This window comes from Streptomyces sp. NPDC090127 (genome assembly GCF_044746945.1).
Lineage (GTDB): Bacteria > Actinomycetota > Actinomycetes > Streptomycetales > Streptomycetaceae > Streptomyces.
In genome coordinates this window covers 84,923-103,944 of record NZ_JBIVDE010000001.1, presented here as the reverse complement: position 1 = coordinate 103,944, position 19,022 = coordinate 84,923, and the positions used below count along the sequence as shown (strand labels likewise).

The following is a 19,022-nucleotide window of genomic DNA, read 5'->3' as shown; positions in this document are numbered from 1 at the left end:
ATGGCCCGTCAGTGGCGGTCGCGGGGTTGCCCGCACGACCCCCTAGCGCAGGGCGGGGGACTCGGCGGCGCGCGGTGCGGCGGCCGGGTCCCGGGACGGGGGGTCCTCCGGCGGGGGCGGGGTGCCGTGGGCGGCCGGGTTGCCGAACCAGGCGACCGCCACGGCGCCCGCCACCGCCAGTGCGAAGCCGAGGACGGCCAGCCAGCCGAAGCCCGCACGGGAGGTGTCGCCCAGCCACCACACGCCGATCATCCCGGGCAGCACGGTCTCGCCGACCACGAGCGCCGCCGTCGCCCCGTTCACCGAGCCGATCTGGAGCGCGACGGTGTGCAGGTACATCCCGCCGATCCCGGCGACGAGGATCGCGTACAGCGCCGGATCGGTGACGAGCGTGCCGAGGTCGAACGGGTCGACGCCGTCGAGGATCCGTACGCCCACCCCGAGCGCGCCGAAGCCGAGACCCGACAGCAGGCCCGCGAGGATCGCCGCCCGCGCGCCCAGGAGCCGGACGAGGAGCGTGCCGCCGGCCATCAGGACCAGCGCGACCGCGAGCAGCCACCCGTGCGTGCCGGGCGCGGCGTGCCCGCTGCCCTCGGGGCCCGCCGCGCTCGCGAGCAGCACGAGCGCGGAGCAGACCACGCCGATCGACGTCCACTCGGCGCGCGTCAGCCGGATGCCGAGCATCCGGACGCTCAGGACCGCCGTGATCACCAGGTTCGCGCTGATGACCGTCTGGGAGAGGAACAGGGGCAGCATCCGGGCGGCGAGCGCGCCGAGGCCGAAGCCGATGAAGTCCAGGACCGTGCCGACCACGAACTCCCAGGTCGTCGCCGCCTTCGCGGTCGACGCCAGGCTGGGCCCGCCTCGGCCGGTGACCTGCCCGGCCGCCTCGGCAGCCGCCTCGCGCCGGGCGGATCTGCGCGATCCGACGGCCTGGAGGACGGAGCCGGTGCCGTAGCAGATCGAGGCGGCGACGGCCGTCAGCAGTCCTATGAGCACGAGGTGGCTCCGTTCCGGGAGGAGAGGTCGGTGTCCGGACTGCCAGACGGCTGATCGGGCGTCGACGTTGCCTCCTCGGGCCTTCCGTGACGCGGCGCGCCGCGGCCGGGCGCGAGCCACTCCTCAGATGTCGCCCCGGACGAGAGTGCTCAGCCCGCCAGCGCTCGTGCATGTGCTCGATTCGTGTGCGCGCCTCCGCGGGCGTCCCCACCAGCAGCCGGTTCGAGTGACGGATCGCCGGGTCCCGGCACGCACTCCCGGGGCCCCGGCCGTCACGGCCCCGGCCGCCGTCACGCCCTCGGTCGCCGTGACTTCCGCGGCCGCTGTCACGCCTCGGCGTCGTCACGCCGCCAGCGGGACCGCTGCCAGCGTGCCCACCAGCCAGGTGAGCGGGAGGAACACCGCCAGCAGCGCGCCCGCGCGCATCAGGGCCGCTGTGCGCAGGACCGTGGGCGGGGCGCCGAGGCGGACCAGGGCTTCCGTCGTGTGGGCGCGGCACTGCTTGGACTCCAGCGCCGCCGTCAGCAGCGTCGCCGTCGTGCACGCCATCACCAGCGACGCGCCCAGGCCGGTCAGCGGGCCGAAGCCGCCCGTGCCGGAGTCGTACAGCGTCACCGCCGCGACCGCGCCCGATGCCACCGCGCACACCACGCCCAGCGGGCGCCCGATGCGCCGGGACTCGTCCATCAGGACGCGGCCGGCGAGCAGTCGGGTCGCGCCGGGGCGGACGGCCTGGAGCAGACGGCCGCACCAGTGGGTGATGCCGGGGCCCGCCGTCGCGAGGCCGATCGCCGTGATGACCCAGCCCGCGAGGACCCCCGCCGGGCTGGCGTCGAAGCGGCCCGGGAGCGGCAGCCCGCCGGCCGCGCCGCCCTGTCCGGCGTACGTCTCGACCGCCAGGCCTGCCGCGAGCAGGGCCACCCCCCAGGGGAGGCCCGAGGGCGGCGACTTCTCCACGCCCTCGGGGCCCGCCGGGGTCTTCCGGGGGCGCAGGGCCAGCGCCGCCGCCGTGGTGGCCGCCACGGGCAGGATCGCCAGCAGCGTGAGCGCGGCGGCCAGCGGGATCGGGCGGCCCGCCGCGACCAGCTCGGCTGCCGCGCCGTCGAAGGGCAGCCCGGTGATGTCGCCGCGCAGGTGCAGGAAGAACAGCAGGGCCACCATCGAGCCGAGCGTGCAGGCGACTGCGGTCGAGGCCGCGGCGATGGCCGTGAGCCGGGCCGGGCCGAGTCCGATCGCCGAGAGCCCGGGCCGTGGCGTGGTGCTGGGGTCCGTACGGGCCACGGCGACCGCGAAGTGCACCGTCGCGGCCAGCGGGATCAGGCACCACAGCAGCCGCAGGGTCGCGGCGGCCGACCGGTCCGGGTGGCCCACGGCGTACCCGAGCGTGCACAACAGCAGAAAGCCCACCCCCGCGGCCGCCGCGGCGACCAGGAGCCGCCGCAGCAGGACGAGGGGGTGGGTCCCGCGGATTAGACGGAGAGCGAGCACGCCGCGACGCCCTCCGCCCCGTTGGTCGGCGCCGAGGCCCCCACCCGGCGCCCGTCGAGCAGGGCGACCGAGCGGTCGGCCAGGGCGGCCACCTCCGTGTCGTGGGTGGCGAGGAGCACGGTGATCCGGTGCGAGCGGGCGGCCGCCGTGAGCGTCCGCAGCACCTGCGCGCCGTCGGCGCTGTGCAGGGAGGCGGTCGGCTCGTCCGCGAAGAGCACGGACGGGGTGGTCACCAGGGCCCGGGTGATGGCGATCCGCTGGCGCTGCGACTGGGTCAGCGCGTGCGGACGCCTGCGCGCGCAGGCGCCGATGTCCAGGCGCTCCAGCCACTCCAGGGCGGAGGCCTTCGCGGCCCGGTGCGAGACCCCGCGCAGCAGCAGCGGCAGGGCCGCGTTCTCCCAGGCGGTCAGCTCCGGCACCAGTCCGGGCTCGGGGTCGATCCAGCCGAACCGGTCCCGGCGGAGCCGTTCGCGCTGGACCGGGCTCATGGTGTGCACGGGGCTGCTGTTGAACCAGACCTCGCCCTGCTGGGCGAGCGTCTGGCCGGACAGACAGCGCATCAGCGTGGTCTTGCCGCTGCCGCGTGGGCCGACGAGGGCGAGGATCTCGCCCTCGCGCACGCCCAGGGAGACGCCGGTCAGGACGTCCGAGCCCTCCAGCGTGCAGTGCAGGGAACGCGCCCAGAGCACGTCGTTGTCCGGTGGGGCCATCGCGTACACCTCGATGTCGGATCCGATACTTGCGTTCCCCCGTCCGAGGGAACGAAGGGACGGGCCTGTCGGTCACTGGGCACCGTAAGGATTCAGATCCGTTTGTACGGACAGCACACGGCCCGGGCGGCCGCCATCCACTCGGATGGCCGCACACCCGGGCCGGGGTCACGCCGTGAGGGCGGCGTGAGGTTCTGTGCCGGGGAGGCTGTGCCTCCCCGGGCCGGAACCGTCAGAGCTTGGTCCACGCCTCCGTGAGCACCGAGCGCAGGATGCCTTCGATCTCGTCGAAGGTGCCCTGGTCGGCGATGAGCGGCGGGGCCAGCTGGATGACCGGGTCGCCACGGTCGTCGGCACGGCAGTACAGGCCGTTCTCGAAGAGCGCCTTGGAGAGGAAGCCGTAGAGCACGCGCTCGGTCTCCTCGTCCGTGAAGGACTCCTTGGTGACCTTGTCCTTCACGAGCTCGATGCCGTAGAAGAAGCCGTTGCCGCGGACGTCGCCGACGATCGGCAGGTCGTGCAGCTTCTTCAGGGTCTCGAAGAAGTTGCCCTCCTGGTCCAGCACGTGCTGGTTCAGGCCTTCCTTGTCGAAGATGTCGAGGTTGGCGATCGCGACCGCCGACGACACAGGGTGGCCACCGAAGGTGTAGCCGTGCAGGAAGGTGTTGTCGCCCTTGTAGAACGGCTCCGCGATGCGGTCCGAGACGATGCAGGCACCGATCGGGGAGTAGCCCGAGGTCATGCCCTTGGCGCAGGTGATCATGTCCGGCACGTAGCCGAACTTGTCACAGGCGAACATCGTGCCGAGGCGGCCGAAGGCGCAGATCGTCTCGTCGGAGACGAGCAGCACGTCGTACTGGTCGCAGATCTCGCGGACCCGCTGGAAGTACCCGGGCGGCGGCGGGAAGCAGCCGCCGGCGTTCTGCACCGGCTCCAGGAAGACGGCGGCGACGGTCTCGGCGCCCTCGAAGAGGATCTGCTGCTCGATCTGGTCGGCGGCCCAGCGGCCGAAGGCCTCGGGGTCGTCGCCGTGGATCGGGGCGCGGTAGATGTTGGTGTTCGGCACCTTGTGCGCGCCGGGGACCAGCGGCTCGAAGGGGGCCTTCAGGGCCGGCAGGCCGGTGATCGACAGGGCGCCCTGCGGGGTGCCGTGGTAGGCGACCGCACGCGAGATGACCTTGTACTTGGTGTGCTTGCCCTGCAGCTTGAAGTACTGCTTGGCGAGCTTCCACGCGGTCTCGACGGCCTCGCCGCCACCGGTGGTGAAGAACACCTTGTTCAGGTCGCCCGGGGCGTAGTCGGCCAGGCGCTCGGCGAGCTCGACGGCCTTGGGGTGCGCGTACGACCACACGGGGAAGAACGCGAGCTCCTGGGCCTGCTTGTACGCGACCTCGGCCAGCTCCTTGCGGCCGTGCCCGGCGTTGACCACGAAGAGACCCGCGAGACCGTCGAGGTAGCGCTTGCCCTTGTCGTCGAAGATGTAGGTGCCCTCACCACGCACGATGGTGGGGACGGGGGAGTTCTCGTACGAGGACATGCGGGTGAAGTGCATCCACAGGTGGTCGTACGCGGTCTTGGACAGGTCCTGGGTCACGATTATCGAGTTCCCCACATATAGGTCTGCTTCTTGAGCTTGAGGTAGACGAAGCTCTCCGTGGAGCGCACGCCGGGAAGGGTGCGGATGCGCTTGTTGATCACATCCAGCAGGTGGTCGTCATCCTCACAGACGACCTCCACCATCAGGTCGAACGAGCCCGCGGTCATCACCACGTACTCACATTCCGACATGGCAGTCAGTGCTTCCGCCACCGGATCGAGGTCACCCTCGACGTTGATGCCGACCATCGCCTGGCGTCGCAGGCCCACGGTGAGCGGGTCGGTGACGGCGACGATCTGCATGACGCCCTGGTCGAGCAGCTTCTGGACGCGCTGCCGTACGGCGGCCTCGGACAGGCCCACGGCCTTGCCGATGGCGGCGTACGGACGGCGGCCGTCCTCCTGGAGCTGTTCGATGATCGCCAGGGAGACGGCATCGATCGTCGGGGACGAACCGGAACCGGTTCTGGAATTCGTGCTTTGACTGGCCACGCACTCACTGTGCACCGAGACTCGTCTGTATCGCAACCCCAGAGCGATGTAATTCGTTGTTTGAGGTGCCCGATCGCACTGAATCCGAAGTTGGCGGGTGCTGGACCTGTCGAAAGCGTCAGGGAAGCGATTAGGCTGGGGTGTCTCAGCAAACGGGACGCCGCACGACGATGTGCGACCAAGAACGTGACAGGAGGGGTGGCAAAGTGACCACCGAGCTGCGCCGGCTGCGTAACTACATCAACGGGGAGTTCCGGGACGCCGCCGACGGACGGACCATCGATGTGGTCAACCCGGCCACGGGCGAGGTCTTCGCCACGTCTCCGCTCTCGGGCCAGACGGACGTCGACGCCGCCATGGACGCGGCCGCGGCCGCGTTCCCGGCCTGGCGTGACACCACGCCCGCCGAGCGCCAGAAGGTTCTGCTGAAGATCGCGGACGCCTTCGAGGAGCGCGCCGAGGACCTGATCGCCGCCGAGGTCGAGAACACCGGCAAGCCGCTCGCCCTCACCGCGAGCGAAGAGATTCCCCCCATGGTCGACCAGATCCGCTTCTTCGCGGGTGCCGCCCGGATGCTCGAAGGCCGCTCGGCCGGCGAGTACATGGAGGGCCTGACCTCCATCGTCCGCCGCGAGCCGGTGGGCGTCTGCGCCCAGGTCGCGCCGTGGAACTACCCGATGATGATGGCGGTGTGGAAGTTCGCCCCGGCGCTCGCCGCGGGCAACACCGTCGTGCTCAAGCCCTCGGACACGACCCCCGCGTCGACCGTCCTGATGGCGGAGATCATCGGCTCCATCGTGCCCAAGGGCGTCTTCAACGTCATCTGTGGCGACCGGGACACCGGCCGCGCGATGGTCGAGCACCCGACGCCGGCGATGGCCTCCATCACCGGTTCGGTACGCGCCGGCATGCAGGTCGCCGAGTCGGCGGCCAAGGACGTCAAGCGCGTCCACCTGGAGCTGGGCGGCAAGGCGCCGGTCGTGGTCTTCGAGGACACCGACATCGCCAAGGCCGTCGAGGACATCTCCGCGGCGGGCTTCTTCAACGCCGGCCAGGACTGCACCGCCGCGACCCGTGTCCTCGTGCACGCGTCGATCCACGACGACTTCGTGACGCAGCTGGCCAAGGCCGCCGCCGACACGAAGACCGGTCAGCCGGACGAGGAGGACGTGTTCTTCGGCCCGCTGAACAACGCCAACCAGCTGAAGCAGGTCGCCGGCTTCATCGACCGCCTCCCGGCCCACGCCAAGGTCGAGACGGGCGGTCACCAGGTCGGCGACAAGGGCTACTTCTACGCCCCGACCGTCGTCTCCGGCCTCAAGCAGGACGACGAGATCATCCAGAACGAGGTCTTCGGCCCGGTCATCACGGTCCAGTCGTTCCGTGACGAGGAGCAGGCCCTGGAGTACGCCAACGGCGTCGAGTTCGCGCTCGCCTCCTCGGTCTGGACGAAGGACCACGGCCGCGCGATGCGCATGTCGAAGTCGCTCGACTTCGGCTGTGTGTGGATCAACACCCACATCCCGCTGGTCGCGGAGATGCCGCACGGCGGCTTCAAGAAGTCCGGCTACGGCAAGGACCTCTCGGCGTACGGCTTCGACGACTACACGCGCATCAAGCACGTGATGACGTCCCTCGGCTAGGACCTCTCCGGTCCCACCAGGTCGTGACGGTCGCGGTCCTGTCGCCTTCGGGCGGCGGGGCCGCGCCGTTGTTTCCGGGCGGATCCGGCCCGTCCCGTGATCGACAGGGTGTCGGGGCCGCGGTCGTTCCGTCGAACGGAGCGTCCATTGCCCCGTCGAGGTGCGGCGGCGATGCTGCTCGGATGAGAGCGACAGCGAGGAAGAACATGTCCCGCCGGTCCCTGCTGCGCGGGATGGGCGGCGCGGGGGCGGTGGCCCTGCTCGCCGGGTGCGGAGTGCCGGCCGCCTACGTCGAGCCCGGGCGACGGGCGGGCCGGGACCTCTCCGCGCGGGACCGTACGCTCGACTTCGCCAACTGGCCGCTCTACATCGACACCGATGACGACGACACCTCGAAGCGCCCCACGCTGGACGCCTTCTCCGCGCGCACCGGGATATCCGTCCGGTACACCGAGGAGATCAACGACAACGACGAGTTCTTCGGCAAGGTCAGCCCGGCCCTGATGAACCACCAGGAGACCGGCCGGGACCTCATCGTCGTCAGCGACTGGATGGCCGCCCGGTTCGTCCGGCTCGGCTGGGTGCAGGAGATGGACCGGGCCGCGCAGCCGAACATCGTCCGGCACCTCGATCCCCAGCTGCGCTCGCCCGCCTTCGACGAGGGCCGGCTGCACACCGTCCCCTGGCAGTCCGGGATCACCGGCATCGCGTACAACCGCAAGAAGCTCGGCCGGGAGATCCGCTCGGTCAACGAGCTGTGGGAGCGCGAACTGCGCGGGAAGGTCACCCTGCTCTCCGGGCTCGACGAGTCCTTCGCGCTGCTCATGCAGGGCAACGGGGTCGACGTGACGCGCTGGACCGCCGACGACTTCCACACGATGTGCGAGCAGGTCGAGAAGCTCGTCGCCCAGCGCCACATCCGCCGCTTCACCGGCAACGACTACATCAAGGACCTGTCCACCGGTGACGTGCTGGCCTGTCAGGCGTACTCGGGCGACGTCATCCAGCTCCAGGCCGACAACCCCGACATCGAGTTCGTCGTCCCCGAGGAGGGTGCCGAGCTGTGGGCCGAGTCGCTGATGATCCCCAACCTCGCGCAGCACAAGACCAACGCCGAGAAGCTCGTCGACTACTACTACGAGCCCGAGGTCGCCGCCGAGCTGGCCGCGTGGGTCAACTACGTCTGCCCGGTGCCGGCCGCCCGTGACGTGCTCGCCGACTCCGGCGACGAGGAGCTGGCCGCCCTCGCCGAGGACCCGCTGATCTTCCCCGACGACGAGATGCGGGGACGGTTGGCGATCGCCCGGGACATCACCTCCGAGGAGCGGACGGAGTTCGCGAAGAGGTGGAACGCCCTCGTCGGTCTGTGAGCCCCAGGGGCCGGGGCGACCTCGTTTTTGAACGCGTTCATGAGAGGCGTAGTCTGCTGTCATGAACGAGGCGAACGGGCCCGTGGCCCTTCTTCGGCGTATCCGTGTGTGGCTGGTCCTCTTCATCGTCTGTCTGGTGCTCAGCGGGCTGACCGCCTTCCCGCTCGTGACCGAACTCCGCCTCACCGAGGAGGCTCTGACGTCCTGGGCGTCGCCGGTCGGGGAGCTCTTCCCCGGGCTCATGGAGTGGATCGTGCGGGTGGGCGACGGCCTCGACACCGCCGACGCCCAGCACCCGTTCCTGCTGTACGGCACCGACTGGCTCGCCTTCGCGCACCTCGTCATCGCCGTCGCCTTCTACGGGCCGTACCGCGACCCGGTCCGCAACATCTGGGTGATCGAGTTCGGGATGATCGCCTGCGTCGGGATCATCCCGCTCGCCCTGATCTGCGGCCCGATCCGGGGCATCCCCTTCTGGTGGTCGGTGATCGACATGTCGTTCGGCGTCCTCGGGATCGTCCCGCTGCTCGTCGTACGACGGATGATCAGGCGCCTGGAGGCGGCTCAGGCGGCTCAGGCGGGTCCGCCGGTCCAGTCGGTCCCGGCGGGGCAGGCAGGTCAGGCGGGTCAGGCGGGTCCGCCGGGTGCGGGGGCGCCCGCGCCTCAGGTCGTCGGCGGTCCGTAGGCCGCCACCATCAGGGCCAGGGCGACGCTGTTCGTGCGAGAGGACGTCGTGCATCTCCCGCGCGCCGGCGCCAGACCAGCGGGAGCACGGTGAGCGTCGTCAGCCCGTACGCGAGCCAGCTCGCCGACGGCAGTTCGGGGGCGCGGGGCACGACGAACGGCATCCCCCGTATCCCCACTACGGCTTCCGGCCCACCGCGCCGAACTGTGCCACCTCGCCCGCCGGCGCGAACCGCCAGCTCGCGCAGGACACGATCCCCGGCTCCAGCATGTCGAGCCCCTCGAAGAAGGAGGTGAACTCGGCGCGCGTGCGGGCCGTGATCGGTGGGGTCGCGTTCTCGTTCCAGAACGCCATCGCCGCCACGTTCCCGTCACCGCCGAGCTCCGGCTCCAGCGTCGGGTGGGTCAGGACGAGGTACGAACCGGAGGGGACCGCGTCCATCAGCGTGCGGACGACGCCCCGGGCCTCCTCGGTGTCGAGGACGAAGTTCAGGATGCCGAGCATCATCACCGCGACCGGCCGCGACAGGTCGAGCGTGCGGCCCGCCACCGCCAGGATCCGCTTCGGGTCCCGCGCGTCGGCGTCGACGTACTCGGTGACGCCCTCCGGCGCGCTGGTCAGCAGCGCGCGGGCGTGGGTCAGCACGATCGGGTCGTTGTCGACGTAGACGATCCGGGACTCCGGGGCGACGCGCTGGGCGACCTCGTGGGTGTTGTCGGCGGTCGGCAGTCCCGTACCGATGTCCAGGAACTGGCGCACCCCGGCCTCGTCCGCCAGATGCGTCACCGCGCGGCCCAGGAACGCCCGGTCCGCGCGGGCGACTTCGCCGATGCTCGGGTAGAATCCGGTGACCTGATCGCCGACCGCCCGGTCCACCGGATAGTTGTCCTTGCCGCCCAACCAGTAGTTCCACACGCGGGCGTTGTGCGCGACGTCGGTACGGATCCTCTCGATGCCGGTCACCTCGGTGTACCCCTTCGCAGTTCGGCGGCGAGCGCGTCGACACGGTTGGTGGTGATCGCGTCCACCCCGTGGGACAGGAGCTTACGCATGGTGCGCCGGGTGTCCGCCGTCCAGGCCGAGACGAGGTAGCCGTCCCGGTGCACGCGCTCCACCAGCTCCCGACTCAGCACCCCGAAGCGGTAGTTGAGCCAGCGCGGCCGCACCGCGTCGAGGAGGGCGGCCCGCGGCGGGGCGAGCGAGTTCCAGGTCAGGGCGATCTCCGCCGACGGGTCGGCGGCCCGCACCTGGAGCATGGCGACCCCGCCCGCGCAGTAGTAGACGCGCCGGCCGGCGCCGCACTCGCGGACCGTGCCGACGACCGTGCGGACCGAGTCCTCGTTCCCGCCGGGCAGATCGAGCATCAGCCGGTACGGCCCGGCCGCGATCAGCGCCTCGCGCAGGGTGGGGACGCCGTCGTGCGTCAGCTCCCGCACCTGGGCGAGGGTGAGCGCGGACAGCGGCCGGTCGTGGCCCCACAGCCGCTTGAGCGTGTCGTCGTGGAGCAGGACGGGGACGCCGTCCGCGGTGAGCCGTACATCGATCTCGACGGCGTCCGCCCCGCCCTCGATCGCCGAGACGATCGAGGGGATGGTGTTCTCCCGGACGCGGTACGGGTCCCCGCGGTGGCCTACGACAGTGACGTGGTCCATGGGGCCATTGTCGCGGCTACCGTCCCGCCAGCCACTTCTCCGTGTACGCGTCGATCTCGGCGGCGATGCGGGCCTTGCCGGCCGGGTCGAGGAACGAGGCCTCGACGGCGTTCTTGGCCAGGGCCGCCAGACCGCGCTCGTCGAGCTCCAGGAGACGGGCGGCGACCGCGTACTCGGTGTTCAGGTCCGTGCCGAACATCGGCGGGTCGTCGCTGTTGATCGTCACCAGGACCCCGGCCGCCACCATCTCCTTGATGGGGTGCCGGTCCAGGTCGGCGACCGCGCGGGTGGCGATGTTGGACGTCGGGCAGACCTCCAGGGCGATCCGGTGCTCCGCCAGGTGGGCCAGGAGCGCCGGGTCCTGGACCGCGCTGGTGCCGTGGCCGATGCGCTCGGCCCGCAGGTCCCGCAGGGCGTCCCAGATCGTCTCCGGGCCGGTCGTCTCGCCGGCGTGCGGGACGGAGTGCAGACCGGCCTCGACGGCCCGGTCGAAGTACGGCTTGAACTGCGGGCGCGGCACACCGATCTCCGGACCGCCGAGCCCGAACGCCACCAGGCCCTCGGGCCGCAGGTCGACGGCGAGCCGGGCGGTCTCCTCGGCGGCCTCGAGACCGGCCTCGCCGGGGATGTCGAAGCACCAGCGCAGCACGACGCCGAGCTCGGTCTCGGCGGCCTTGCGGGCGTCCTCGATCGCCGCCATGAAGGCCACCTCGTCGATGCCACGGCGGGTCGAGCTGTACGGCGTGATGGTCAGCTCGGCGTACCGGATGTTCTGCCGCGCCATGTCACGGGCGACCTCGTAGGTCAGCAGCCGGACGTCCTCCGGGGTGCGGACGAGGTCCACGACCGAGAGGTAGACCTCGATGAAGTGGGCGAAGTCGGTGAAGGTGAAGTAGTCGACGAGCGCCTCGGGGTCGGTCGGAACCTTGGAGTCCGGGTGCCGCGCCGCCAGCTCGGCGACGATCCGGGGCGAGGCGGAGCCGACGTGGTGGACGTGCAGCTCGGCCTTGGGGAGCCCCGCGATGAAGGGGTGCAGATCGCTCATCGGATCATCGTAGGCCGGGCGGGTCCCGTCCCGGGGCGAGGTCGTAGCATGGCGTGACCACGATGGGGGAGGCCCATGTCTGACAACAGCGACCAGCCGCGGGGCGGGTACGACCCGGCGGACCCGTGGGCTCCGCCGAACCGCGACGGGGTGGAACTGAGCAAGCCGGCGACGCCCGCGCCGCAGGACCGGCCGCCGGTCCACGACCAGCCGACGATGACCGCGATGCCGTCGGGGGAGGTGCCGCCGCCGCCGGTCGCTCCCGGTGGCCCGGCGGCCGGCTCGTACGGCTACCCGACGCCGCCGCCGGTCACGGCGCCCGCGCCGTCGGGGTACGGCTACCCCGGCTACCCGGGCTACGGGACGGGTGGCGGCGGTTACGCCCAGCCCGGCTGGCAGCAGCCCCCGTCGAACGGCATGGGCACGGCGGCGATGGTGCTCGGCATCATCGCGGTGGCCGGCTTCTGCATGTACGGGCTCGGGGTCGTCCTCGGCATCCTCGCGCTGGTCTTCGGCGTCATCGGCCGCAAGAAGGTCCAGCGCGGCGAGGCGAACAACGGCGGGATGGCGACGGCGGGCATCGTGCTCGGCTCGATCGGCATCCTGGTCAGCGCGGTGTTCCTGGCCTTCATCATCTGGGCGATCGCCCAGGACGAGTCCTTCGGCGACGACTCGGACGACCCGTTCGCGACGAGCCTGGTGCTTGAGAGGCGTTAGCCGCGACTCCGGTACGAAGAGGGGCCCCGCGTTTCAGGTGCGGGGCCCCTCCTTCATGGGCGTGGCCGTCGTGGCCGCTCCTCCGCGGCTCCTCTCTCGTGCGCGTGGCGCCCCCGTCGCCCGGGCGGGTGTCAGCCGCCCCGCAGCCGCTCCCGGGCCTCCATGAGGGCGAAGCCCAGGAGGTTCAGACCGCGCCAGCGGGCCGGGTCCGTCGCGCGGGGGTCGTCGGCGGCGAGACCGATGCCCCACACGCGGTCCAGCGGGCTCGCCTCCACCAGGACACGGCCACCGGTGCCGAGCAGGAACGCCCGCAGCGCCTCGTCCGAGGCGAACTTGTGGACGCTGCCCTCGACGACGATGCCGAACCGCTCCCGCTCCCACACGCCCTGATCGAACCCGCGCACCAACCGCCCGGCCTTCTTCGCCTCGGCGGGCGTACGCGACGCCAGCGCGGCCCCCTCGGCCTCCGGATCCCCGAAAATCCTGGCCTTGGCCGCCATCATCCAGTGCTCGGCCGTCGCGTACCGTACGCCGCCGACCTCGAAGGGCGACTCCCACCACTGGCTCAGACAGCTCGCCGAGAGCGTCCCGTCCGGCCGTGGGCGGTGCCCCCAGAAGGGCAGGAACTTCACCCTGTCACCCCGTCTGACCTGCTGTGTCAACTCCTCGATCTGCCCCATGCATGCGAGTCTGGCAGCCGCCACGGACATTCCGTATGGAGATTTTCCTGGGTCCTCGACACATGGTCGACCGATTCCGTCGCGTAACCAAAAGGCAACAACGGAATCACTTGTTGGTCGGATATCCCTCTGTCAGGATCGGCACTCAATTCGAGCTGGGACAACGGAGAGCGTCATGGGCAACCGCTTCCAGGTGACGGACCGCTTCGCGGACGGCGCACAGTACATCGGCGGGCGGCTGCGGCCCGGAACCTCGGGGGACGAGCACAGCGTCGTCGATCCGGCCACGGGCGAGAGCGTGTACACGTACACCCTCGCGTCCACCGCCGACGTCGACGCCGCCGTCGCCGCCGCCACCGAGGCCTTCCCGGGCTGGGCGGGCGCGACCCCCGGCGAGCGTTCCGACGCCCTGCACCGCTTCGCGGGCGTCCTCGCCGAGCGGGCCGAGGACATCGCGCGCGTCGAATCGCTCCAGTGCGGCAAGCCGATCAAGCTGTCGACCGAGTTCGACGTACCCGGCACCGTCGACAACGCCGCCTTCTTCGCGGGCGCGGCCCGCCACCTCCAGGGCCAGTCCGCCGGCGAGTACAGCGCCGACCACACCTCGTACGTCCGTCGCGAGGCGATCGGTGTCGTCGGCTCCATCGCGCCCTGGAACTATCCGCTCCAGATGGCCGCCTGGAAGATCCTGCCGGCCATCGCCGCCGGCAACACGATCGTCCTCAAGCCGGCCGAGCTCACCCCGCTCACCTCGCTGATGTTCGCCCAGGCCGCCACCGAGGCGGGTATCCCCGACGGTGTCGTCAACATCGTCAACGGCGCCGGCCGCGTCGCCGGCGAGCACCTCGTCGGCCACCCCGACGTCGCCATGACCTCCTTCACCGGCTCCACCCCGGTCGGCAAGCGGGTCGCCGAGATCGCCACCTCCACCGTGAAGCGGCTCCACCTCGAACTCGGCGGCAAGGCCCCCTTCGTGGTCTTCGACGACGCCGACCTGGAGGCCGCCGCGCACGGCGCCGTCGCCGGCTCCCTCATCAACAGCGGCCAGGACTGCACCGCCGCGACCCGCGCCTACGTGCAGCGCCCGCTCTTCGACGCCTTCGTGGCCCGCGTCGCCGAGCTCATGGAGAGCGTCCGCCTCGGCGACCCGTTCGACCCCTCCACGGACCTCGGCCCGCTCATCAGCCACGCCCAGCGCGACCGGGTCGCCGGCTTCGTCGAACGCGCCCGCGGCTACGCCACCGTCGTCACCGGCGGCGAGGCACCCGGCGGGGAGCTGAAGGACGGCGCGTACTACCGGCCGACGCTGATCACCGGCGCCGCGCAGGACAGCGAGGTCGTGCAGTCGGAGATCTTCGGGCCGGTCCTCGTGGTCCTGCCCTTCGACAGCGACGACGACGGTCTCCGGCTCGCCAACGACACCCCCTACGGCCTGGCGTCCTCCGCCTGGACCCGTGACGTCTTCCGCGCCAACCGCGCCACCCGCGAGATCAAGGCGGGATGTGTCTGGATCAACGACCACATCCCGATCATCAGCGAGATGCCGCACGGCGGCTACAAGGCCTCCGGGTTCGGAAAGGACATGTCGGCGTATTCCTTCGAGGAGTACACGCAGGTCAAGCATGTGATGTACGAAAACACCGCGGTGGTCCGGAAGGACTGGCACCGCACGATCTTCGGAGACCGGTAGTCCTCCCCAACCCCCGGAAGGCACAGCGCATGGACCAGAACGAGCCCGACAGCCTGTCCGCCGCGCAACTCGCGGCGATGCGACGCAGTCTCACGAGCGGCCGGGGCGCCCTCACCCGCCGTTCGATGCTGCGCGCCGGAGGGGTCGGCGCGCTCACGATCGGCGGCCTGGCGTCCCTGAGCGCCTGTGGCATCCCGCCGGCCAAGCGTGAGGGCGAGGGCCCCGCGTCCACGGACTTCTCGGCCAAGGAGAAGCAGCTCAGCTTCTCCAACTGGACCGAGTACATGGACGTCAGCGAGGACGAGAAGTCCCGCCCGACCCTGGAGGCGTTCACCAAGCGCACCGGGATCAAGGTCAAGTACACCGAGGACATCAACGACAACGTCGAGTTCTTCGGCAAGATCAAGCCGCAGCTCGCGGCCGGCCAGGACACCGGCCGCGACCTGATCTGCGTCACCGACTGGCTCGCCGCCCGCCTCATCCGGCTCGGCTGGGCGCAGAAGCTCGACGCGGCCCACCTGCCGAACGCCTACGCCAACCTCTCCGCGCAGTTCCGCCGCCCCGACTGGGACCCGGGCCGCGCCTACTCGTACCCGTGGACCGGCATCTCCACCGTCATCGCCTACAACACCAAGGCGACCGGCGGGAAGAAGGTCGACTCCGTCACCCAGCTCCTGGACGACCCCGCCCTCAAGGGCCGGGTCGGCTTCCTCACCGAGATGCGCGACACCGTCGGCATGACCCTGCTCGACATGGGCAAGGACCCGGGCGACTTCACCGACGCCGAGTACGACGAGGCGATAGGCCGGCTCCAGAAGGGCGTCGACAAGAAGCAGATCCGTCGCTTCACCGGCAACGACTACACCTCCGACCTGGACAAGGGCGACCTCGCCGCCTGCCTCGCCTGGGCCGGGGACGTCATCCAGCTCCAGGCCGACAACCCGGACATCCAGTACGCGATCCCCTCGGCCGGCTACATCACCTCCAGCGACAACCTGATGGTCCCGGCCAAGGCCCGGCACAAGGCCAACGCCGAGAAGCTCATCGACTACTACTACGAGCTCCCGGTCGCCGCCCAGCTCGCCGCGTACATCAACTACGTCTGCCCCGTCGACGGGGTGAAGGACGAGCTGGCCAAGATCGACCCCGAGCTCGCCTCGAACACGCTGATCCTCCCGGACAAGGCCATGGCCGCGAAGTCGCACGCCTTCCGCTCGCTGACCAGCCAGGAAGAGACGGCGTACGAGGAGAAGTTCGCCAAGCTCATCGGCGCCTGAGCCTCCCCCCGCGGCGGCACGCCGCGCGGACTCCGCCCCCATGCCGTCCACCTCTCACGACCCCTGGGATCGCAACCCATGACTGACAAGAACACCGGCGGCGACGTCCGTCTCACCGGCATCAGCAAGACGTACGGCCCCTTCACCGCCGTCCACCCGCTCGACCTGACCGTCCCGCAGGGCTCGTTCTTCGCGCTCCTCGGCGCCTCCGGCTGCGGCAAGACGACCACGCTGCGGATGATCGCCGGCCTGGAGGACCCCACCAGCGGCTCGGTCTTCCTCGGCGACACCGACGTCACCGCCCTCCCGCCGTACAAGCGTCCGGTGAACACCGTCTTCCAGTCCTACGCGCTCTTCCCGCACATGGACATCACCGAGAACATCGCCTTCGGTCTGCGCCGACGCGGCATCAAGTCGGTCAAGAAGCAGGTCGACGACATGCTGGAGCTCGTCCAGCTCGGCGACAAGGCCCGGCACAAGCCGCACCAGCTCTCCGGCGGCCAGCAGCAGCGCGTCGCGGTGGCCCGCGCGCTCATCAACCACCCGCAGGTGCTGCTCCTCGACGAGCCGCTCGGCGCGCTCGACCTCAAGCTGCGGCGCCAGATGCAGCTGGAGCTCAAGCGCATCCAGACCGAGGTCGGCATCACCTTCGTGCACGTCACCCACGACCAGGAGGAGGCCATGACCATGGCCGACCAGGTCGCGGTGATGAACGGCGGCCGGGTCGAGCAGCTCGGCGCCCCCGCCGACCTGTACGAGAACCCGCGGACCACCTTCGTCGCCAACTTCCTCGGCACGTCCAACCTGATCGAGGCCGAGGTCGTCGAGGCCGGCGGCTCCGACCTGGTCGTGACGGCCGGCGGCGGCACGCTCCGGCTGCCCGCCGACCGATGTTCGGCGACGGTACGCACCGGCGGGAAGGTCCTCGTGGGCGTGCGCCCCGAGAAGATCTCCCTCACCCACGCCGACGACGCCGCGTCCCTCGCCGACGGCCGCAACAAGGTCACCGGGCGGATAGCCGACTCCTCGTTCATCGGCGTCTCCACGCAGTACGTGGTGAACTCGCCGGCGGGCGCGGAGCTCCAGGTCTACGAGCAGAACATCGAGCGGGACACCCGTCTCGTGCCCGGCGCCGAGGTCGTCCTGCACTGGAACCCGGCGCACACCTTCTGCCTGGACGCCGACCAGGACATCGACGCGGGCGTGGAGACGGTGGAGGCCGCCGGATGAGCGCCCCCACCCTGACGAAGGGGGAAGCCGCACCGGTCGAGGAACCGGTGACGCGCAAGCCCTCCACCCGCAAGCGGCTCGTCCCCTACTGGCTGCTGCTGCCCGGCATCATCTGGCTGGTCGTCTTCTTCGCGCTGCCGATGGTCTACCAGGCCTCCACCTCCGTGCAGACCGGCTCCCTGGAGAAGGGGTTCGAGGTCACCTGGCACGTCCAGACCTACTGGGACGCCTTCCAGGAGTACTGGCCGCAGTTCGTCCGCTCGCTGCTGTACGCCGGCACCGCCACGCTCCTGTGCCTGCTGCTCGGCTACCCGCTCGCGTACATGATCGCCTTCAAGGCCGGCCGCTGGCGCAACCTCGTCCTCGTCCTCGTCATCGCGCCCTTCTTCACCAGCTTCCTCATCAGGACCCTGGCCTGGAAGACGATCCTCGCGGACGACAGCCTGGTGGTCGACGCGCTGAACGCGCTGCACGTCCTGGACGTGACCAGTTGGCTCGGCTGGACCGAGGGCGACCGCGTGCTCGCCACCCCGATGGCGGTGGTCTGCGGTCTGACGTACAACTTCCTGCCCTTCATGATCCTGCCGCTCTACACCTCCCTGGAGCGGATCGACGGCCGGCTCCACGAGGCCGCGCGGGACCTGTACGCGTCCCCCGCGACCACCTTCCGCAAGGTGACGTTCCCGCTGTCGATGCCCGGCGTGGTCTCCGGCACGCTGCTCACCTTCATCCCGGCGAGCGGCGACTACGTCAACGCCGAACTGCTCGGCTCGACCGACACCAAGATGGTCGGCAACGTCATCCAGTCGCAGTTCCTGCGGGTGCTCGACTACCCGACGGCCGCCGCGCTCTCCTTCATCCTCATGGCGATCGTGCTGGTCATGGTCACCGTCTACATCCGCCGCGCGGGAACGGAGGACCTGGTCTGATGCGTTGGATCCGTCGGAACCTCGTCGTCATCGCGGGCCTGCTGACGCTCGCGTACATGGTCCTGCCGAACATCGTCGTGATGGTGTTCTCGTTCAACAAGCCGAACGGCCGCTTCAACTACGCCTGGCAGCGCTTCTCCCTGGACGCCTGGAAGGACCCCTGCGGTGTCGCCGACATGTGCGGCTCCCTGACCCTGTCGTTGCAGATCGCCGCCTGGGCCACCGTCGGCGCCACGGTCCTCGGCACGATGATCGCCTTCGCGCTGGTGCGCTACCGCTTCCGGGCGCGCGGCGCGATCAACTCGCTGATCTTCCTGCCGATGGCCATGCCCGAGGTCGTCATGGCCGCCTCCCTGCTCACGCTCTTCCTCAACATGGGCGCCGAGCTGGGGTTCTGGACGGTTTTGATCGCCCACATCATGTTCTGTCTGTCGTTCGTGGTGACGGCCGTCAAGGCGCGCGTGATGTCCATGGACCCGCGCCTGGAGGAAGCCGCGCGCGACCTCTACGCGGGCCCGGTGCAGACCTTCGTACGGGTCACGCTGCCGATCGCCGCCCCCGGCATCGCCGCCGGCGCGCTGCTCGCCTTCGCGCTCTCGTTCGACGACTTCATCATCACCAACTTCAACGCGGGCTCGACCGTCACCTTCCCCATGTTCGTCTGGGGCTCGGCACAGCGCGGTACGCCCGTCCAGATCAACGTCATCGGCACAGCGATGTTCGTCCTTGCTGTACTGGTGGTGGTAGCCGGACAGATCATCTCGAACCGGCGCAAGAAAACAGCGACAAGCTGAGCAGACCCCGTAACACCTGAAGGAG

Annotated in this window: 18 protein-coding genes; 9 read left to right on the top strand and 9 right to left on the bottom strand. The window is 70.5% G+C overall.

Going from position 1 to position 19,022, the window contains the following annotated elements; all coding sequences use genetic code 11:
* Nucleotides 1–42 precede the first annotated feature (42 nt).
* From ACIPPS_RS00415 to ACIPPS_RS00395, 5 genes are all read right to left on the bottom strand, one after another.
* Nucleotides 43–999 carry a hypothetical protein gene (locus ACIPPS_RS00415; RefSeq protein ID WP_401425054.1) on the bottom strand — a complete coding sequence of 319 codons (957 nt, stop codon included), beginning with the start codon at nucleotides 997–999 and terminating at the stop codon, nucleotides 43–45.
* Between the two features lie 342 nt (nucleotides 1,000–1,341).
* Nucleotides 1,342–2,487, bottom strand: coding sequence for a hypothetical protein (locus ACIPPS_RS00410; RefSeq protein ID WP_401425051.1), 1,146 nt, complete (start codon nucleotides 2,485–2,487; stop codon nucleotides 1,342–1,344).
* Nucleotides 2,469–3,197: an ABC transporter ATP-binding protein gene (locus ACIPPS_RS00405; RefSeq protein ID WP_401425049.1), complete on the bottom strand. Its 729-nt coding sequence runs from the start codon at nucleotides 3,195–3,197 to the stop codon at nucleotides 2,469–2,471. Before ACIPPS_RS00405 ends, ACIPPS_RS00410 begins: the two co-directional genes overlap by 19 nt.
* Before the next feature lie 232 nt (nucleotides 3,198–3,429).
* Complete coding sequence (locus tag ACIPPS_RS00400) at nucleotides 3,430–4,809, bottom strand: aspartate aminotransferase family protein (RefSeq protein WP_401425046.1); 1,380 nt, start codon at nucleotides 4,807–4,809, stop codon at nucleotides 3,430–3,432.
* Entirely contained in the window at nucleotides 4,794–5,300 is a 507-nt protein-coding gene (locus ACIPPS_RS00395) for an Lrp/AsnC family transcriptional regulator (RefSeq protein WP_401425044.1), read from the bottom strand. Before ACIPPS_RS00395 ends, ACIPPS_RS00400 begins: the two co-directional genes overlap by 16 nt.
* 191 nt (nucleotides 5,301–5,491) lie before the next feature.
* Between ACIPPS_RS00395 and ACIPPS_RS00390 the strand changes: the two genes are divergently transcribed.
* The 3 genes from ACIPPS_RS00390 to ACIPPS_RS00380 all read left to right on the top strand — a co-directional run bounded on the left by ACIPPS_RS00390 (nucleotide 5,492) and on the right by ACIPPS_RS00380 (nucleotide 8,983).
* Nucleotides 5,492–6,928 (top strand): gamma-aminobutyraldehyde dehydrogenase, encoded by a 1,437-nt coding sequence (locus tag ACIPPS_RS00390; RefSeq protein ID WP_401425042.1) that lies wholly within the window; start codon nucleotides 5,492–5,494, stop codon nucleotides 6,926–6,928.
* Between the two features lie 206 nt (nucleotides 6,929–7,134).
* Nucleotides 7,135–8,298 (top strand): PotD/PotF family extracellular solute-binding protein, encoded by a 1,164-nt coding sequence (locus ACIPPS_RS00385; RefSeq protein ID WP_401427122.1) that lies wholly within the window; start codon nucleotides 7,135–7,137, stop codon nucleotides 8,296–8,298.
* A gap of 61 nt (nucleotides 8,299–8,359) precedes the next feature.
* Entirely contained in the window at nucleotides 8,360–8,983 is a 624-nt protein-coding gene (locus tag ACIPPS_RS00380; RefSeq protein ID WP_401425040.1) for a hypothetical protein, read from the top strand.
* Nucleotides 8,984–9,160: 177 nt separating this feature from the next.
* Here the strand turns inward: ACIPPS_RS00380 and ACIPPS_RS00375 are convergent, their stop codons facing one another.
* Genes ACIPPS_RS00375 through ACIPPS_RS00365 form a run of 3 tightly spaced genes read right to left on the bottom strand, consistent with a single transcriptional unit; the run spans nucleotide 9,161 to nucleotide 11,680 of the window.
* Nucleotides 9,161–9,946: an SAM-dependent methyltransferase gene (locus ACIPPS_RS00375; protein WP_401425037.1), complete on the bottom strand. Its 786-nt coding sequence runs from the start codon at nucleotides 9,944–9,946 to the stop codon at nucleotides 9,161–9,163.
* A complete protein-coding gene (locus ACIPPS_RS00370; protein ID WP_401425035.1) occupies nucleotides 9,943–10,635 on the bottom strand; it encodes a glycerophosphodiester phosphodiesterase in 693 nt (230 codons plus the stop codon). Before ACIPPS_RS00370 ends, ACIPPS_RS00375 begins: the two co-directional genes overlap by 4 nt.
* A gap of 16 nt (nucleotides 10,636–10,651) precedes the next feature.
* The gene (locus ACIPPS_RS00365; protein ID WP_401425033.1) at nucleotides 10,652–11,680 is read right to left on the bottom strand and encodes an adenosine deaminase; all 1,029 of its coding nucleotides are present in this window, start codon (nucleotides 11,678–11,680) and stop codon (nucleotides 10,652–10,654) included.
* A 75-nt stretch (nucleotides 11,681–11,755) separates the two neighbouring features.
* Between ACIPPS_RS00365 and ACIPPS_RS00360 the strand changes: the two genes are divergently transcribed.
* Nucleotides 11,756–12,397, top strand: coding sequence for a DUF4190 domain-containing protein (locus tag ACIPPS_RS00360; RefSeq protein ID WP_401425030.1), 642 nt, complete (start codon nucleotides 11,756–11,758; stop codon nucleotides 12,395–12,397).
* Between the two features lie 131 nt (nucleotides 12,398–12,528).
* Here the strand turns inward: ACIPPS_RS00360 and ACIPPS_RS00355 are convergent, their stop codons facing one another.
* Nucleotides 12,529–13,107, bottom strand: coding sequence for an NADAR family protein (locus ACIPPS_RS00355; protein ID WP_401425028.1), 579 nt, complete (start codon nucleotides 13,105–13,107; stop codon nucleotides 12,529–12,531).
* A gap of 145 nt (nucleotides 13,108–13,252) precedes the next feature.
* On the opposite strand from ACIPPS_RS00355, the gene ACIPPS_RS00350 reads away from it, so the two are divergent.
* The 5 genes from ACIPPS_RS00350 to ACIPPS_RS00330 all read left to right on the top strand — a co-directional run bounded on the left by ACIPPS_RS00350 (nucleotide 13,253) and on the right by ACIPPS_RS00330 (nucleotide 18,997).
* A complete protein-coding gene (locus tag ACIPPS_RS00350) occupies nucleotides 13,253–14,767 on the top strand; it encodes a gamma-aminobutyraldehyde dehydrogenase (protein ID WP_401425026.1) in 1,515 nt (504 codons plus the stop codon).
* A gap of 29 nt (nucleotides 14,768–14,796) precedes the next feature.
* Nucleotides 14,797–16,044, top strand: a complete 1,248-nt coding sequence (locus ACIPPS_RS00345) for a PotD/PotF family extracellular solute-binding protein (protein ID WP_401425023.1) — start codon at nucleotides 14,797–14,799, stop codon at nucleotides 16,042–16,044.
* Between the two features lie 78 nt (nucleotides 16,045–16,122).
* Nucleotides 16,123–17,274: an ABC transporter ATP-binding protein gene (locus ACIPPS_RS00340; RefSeq protein ID WP_401425021.1), complete on the top strand. Its 1,152-nt coding sequence runs from the start codon at nucleotides 16,123–16,125 to the stop codon at nucleotides 17,272–17,274.
* Nucleotides 17,271–18,203, top strand: coding sequence for an ABC transporter permease (locus ACIPPS_RS00335; protein ID WP_401425019.1), 933 nt, complete (start codon nucleotides 17,271–17,273; stop codon nucleotides 18,201–18,203). The genes ACIPPS_RS00340 and ACIPPS_RS00335 overlap by 4 nt, the downstream gene beginning before the upstream one ends.
* Nucleotides 18,203–18,997: an ABC transporter permease gene (locus tag ACIPPS_RS00330; RefSeq protein ID WP_401425017.1), complete on the top strand. Its 795-nt coding sequence runs from the start codon at nucleotides 18,203–18,205 to the stop codon at nucleotides 18,995–18,997. Before ACIPPS_RS00335 ends, ACIPPS_RS00330 begins: the two co-directional genes overlap by 1 nt.
* Nucleotides 18,998–19,022 lie beyond the last annotated feature (25 nt).

Coding starts and splice junctions, on each gene's coding strand:
- ACIPPS_RS00385 (WP_401427122.1), top strand. CDS start 7,135: ATGTCCCGCCGGTCCCTGCTGCGCGGGATGGGCGGCGCGGGGGCGGTG.
- ACIPPS_RS00340 (WP_401425021.1), top strand. CDS start 16,123: ATGACTGACAAGAACACCGGCGGCGACGTCCGTCTCACCGGCATCAGC.
- ACIPPS_RS00360 (WP_401425030.1), top strand. CDS start 11,756: ATGTCTGACAACAGCGACCAGCCGCGGGGCGGGTACGACCCGGCGGAC.
- ACIPPS_RS00335 (WP_401425019.1), top strand. CDS start 17,271: ATGAGCGCCCCCACCCTGACGAAGGGGGAAGCCGCACCGGTCGAGGAA.
- ACIPPS_RS00370 (WP_401425035.1), bottom strand. CDS start 10,635: ATGGACCACGTCACTGTCGTAGGCCACCGCGGGGACCCGTACCGCGTC.
- ACIPPS_RS00330 (WP_401425017.1), top strand. CDS start 18,203: ATGCGTTGGATCCGTCGGAACCTCGTCGTCATCGCGGGCCTGCTGACG.
- ACIPPS_RS00355 (WP_401425028.1), bottom strand. CDS start 13,107: ATGTCCGTGGCGGCTGCCAGACTCGCATGCATGGGGCAGATCGAGGAG.
- ACIPPS_RS00380 (WP_401425040.1), top strand. CDS start 8,360: ATGAACGAGGCGAACGGGCCCGTGGCCCTTCTTCGGCGTATCCGTGTG.
- ACIPPS_RS00365 (WP_401425033.1), bottom strand. CDS start 11,680: ATGAGCGATCTGCACCCCTTCATCGCGGGGCTCCCCAAGGCCGAGCTG.
- ACIPPS_RS00350 (WP_401425026.1), top strand. CDS start 13,253: ATGGGCAACCGCTTCCAGGTGACGGACCGCTTCGCGGACGGCGCACAG.
- ACIPPS_RS00345 (WP_401425023.1), top strand. CDS start 14,797: ATGGACCAGAACGAGCCCGACAGCCTGTCCGCCGCGCAACTCGCGGCG.
- ACIPPS_RS00405 (WP_401425049.1), bottom strand. CDS start 3,197: ATGGCCCCACCGGACAACGACGTGCTCTGGGCGCGTTCCCTGCACTGC.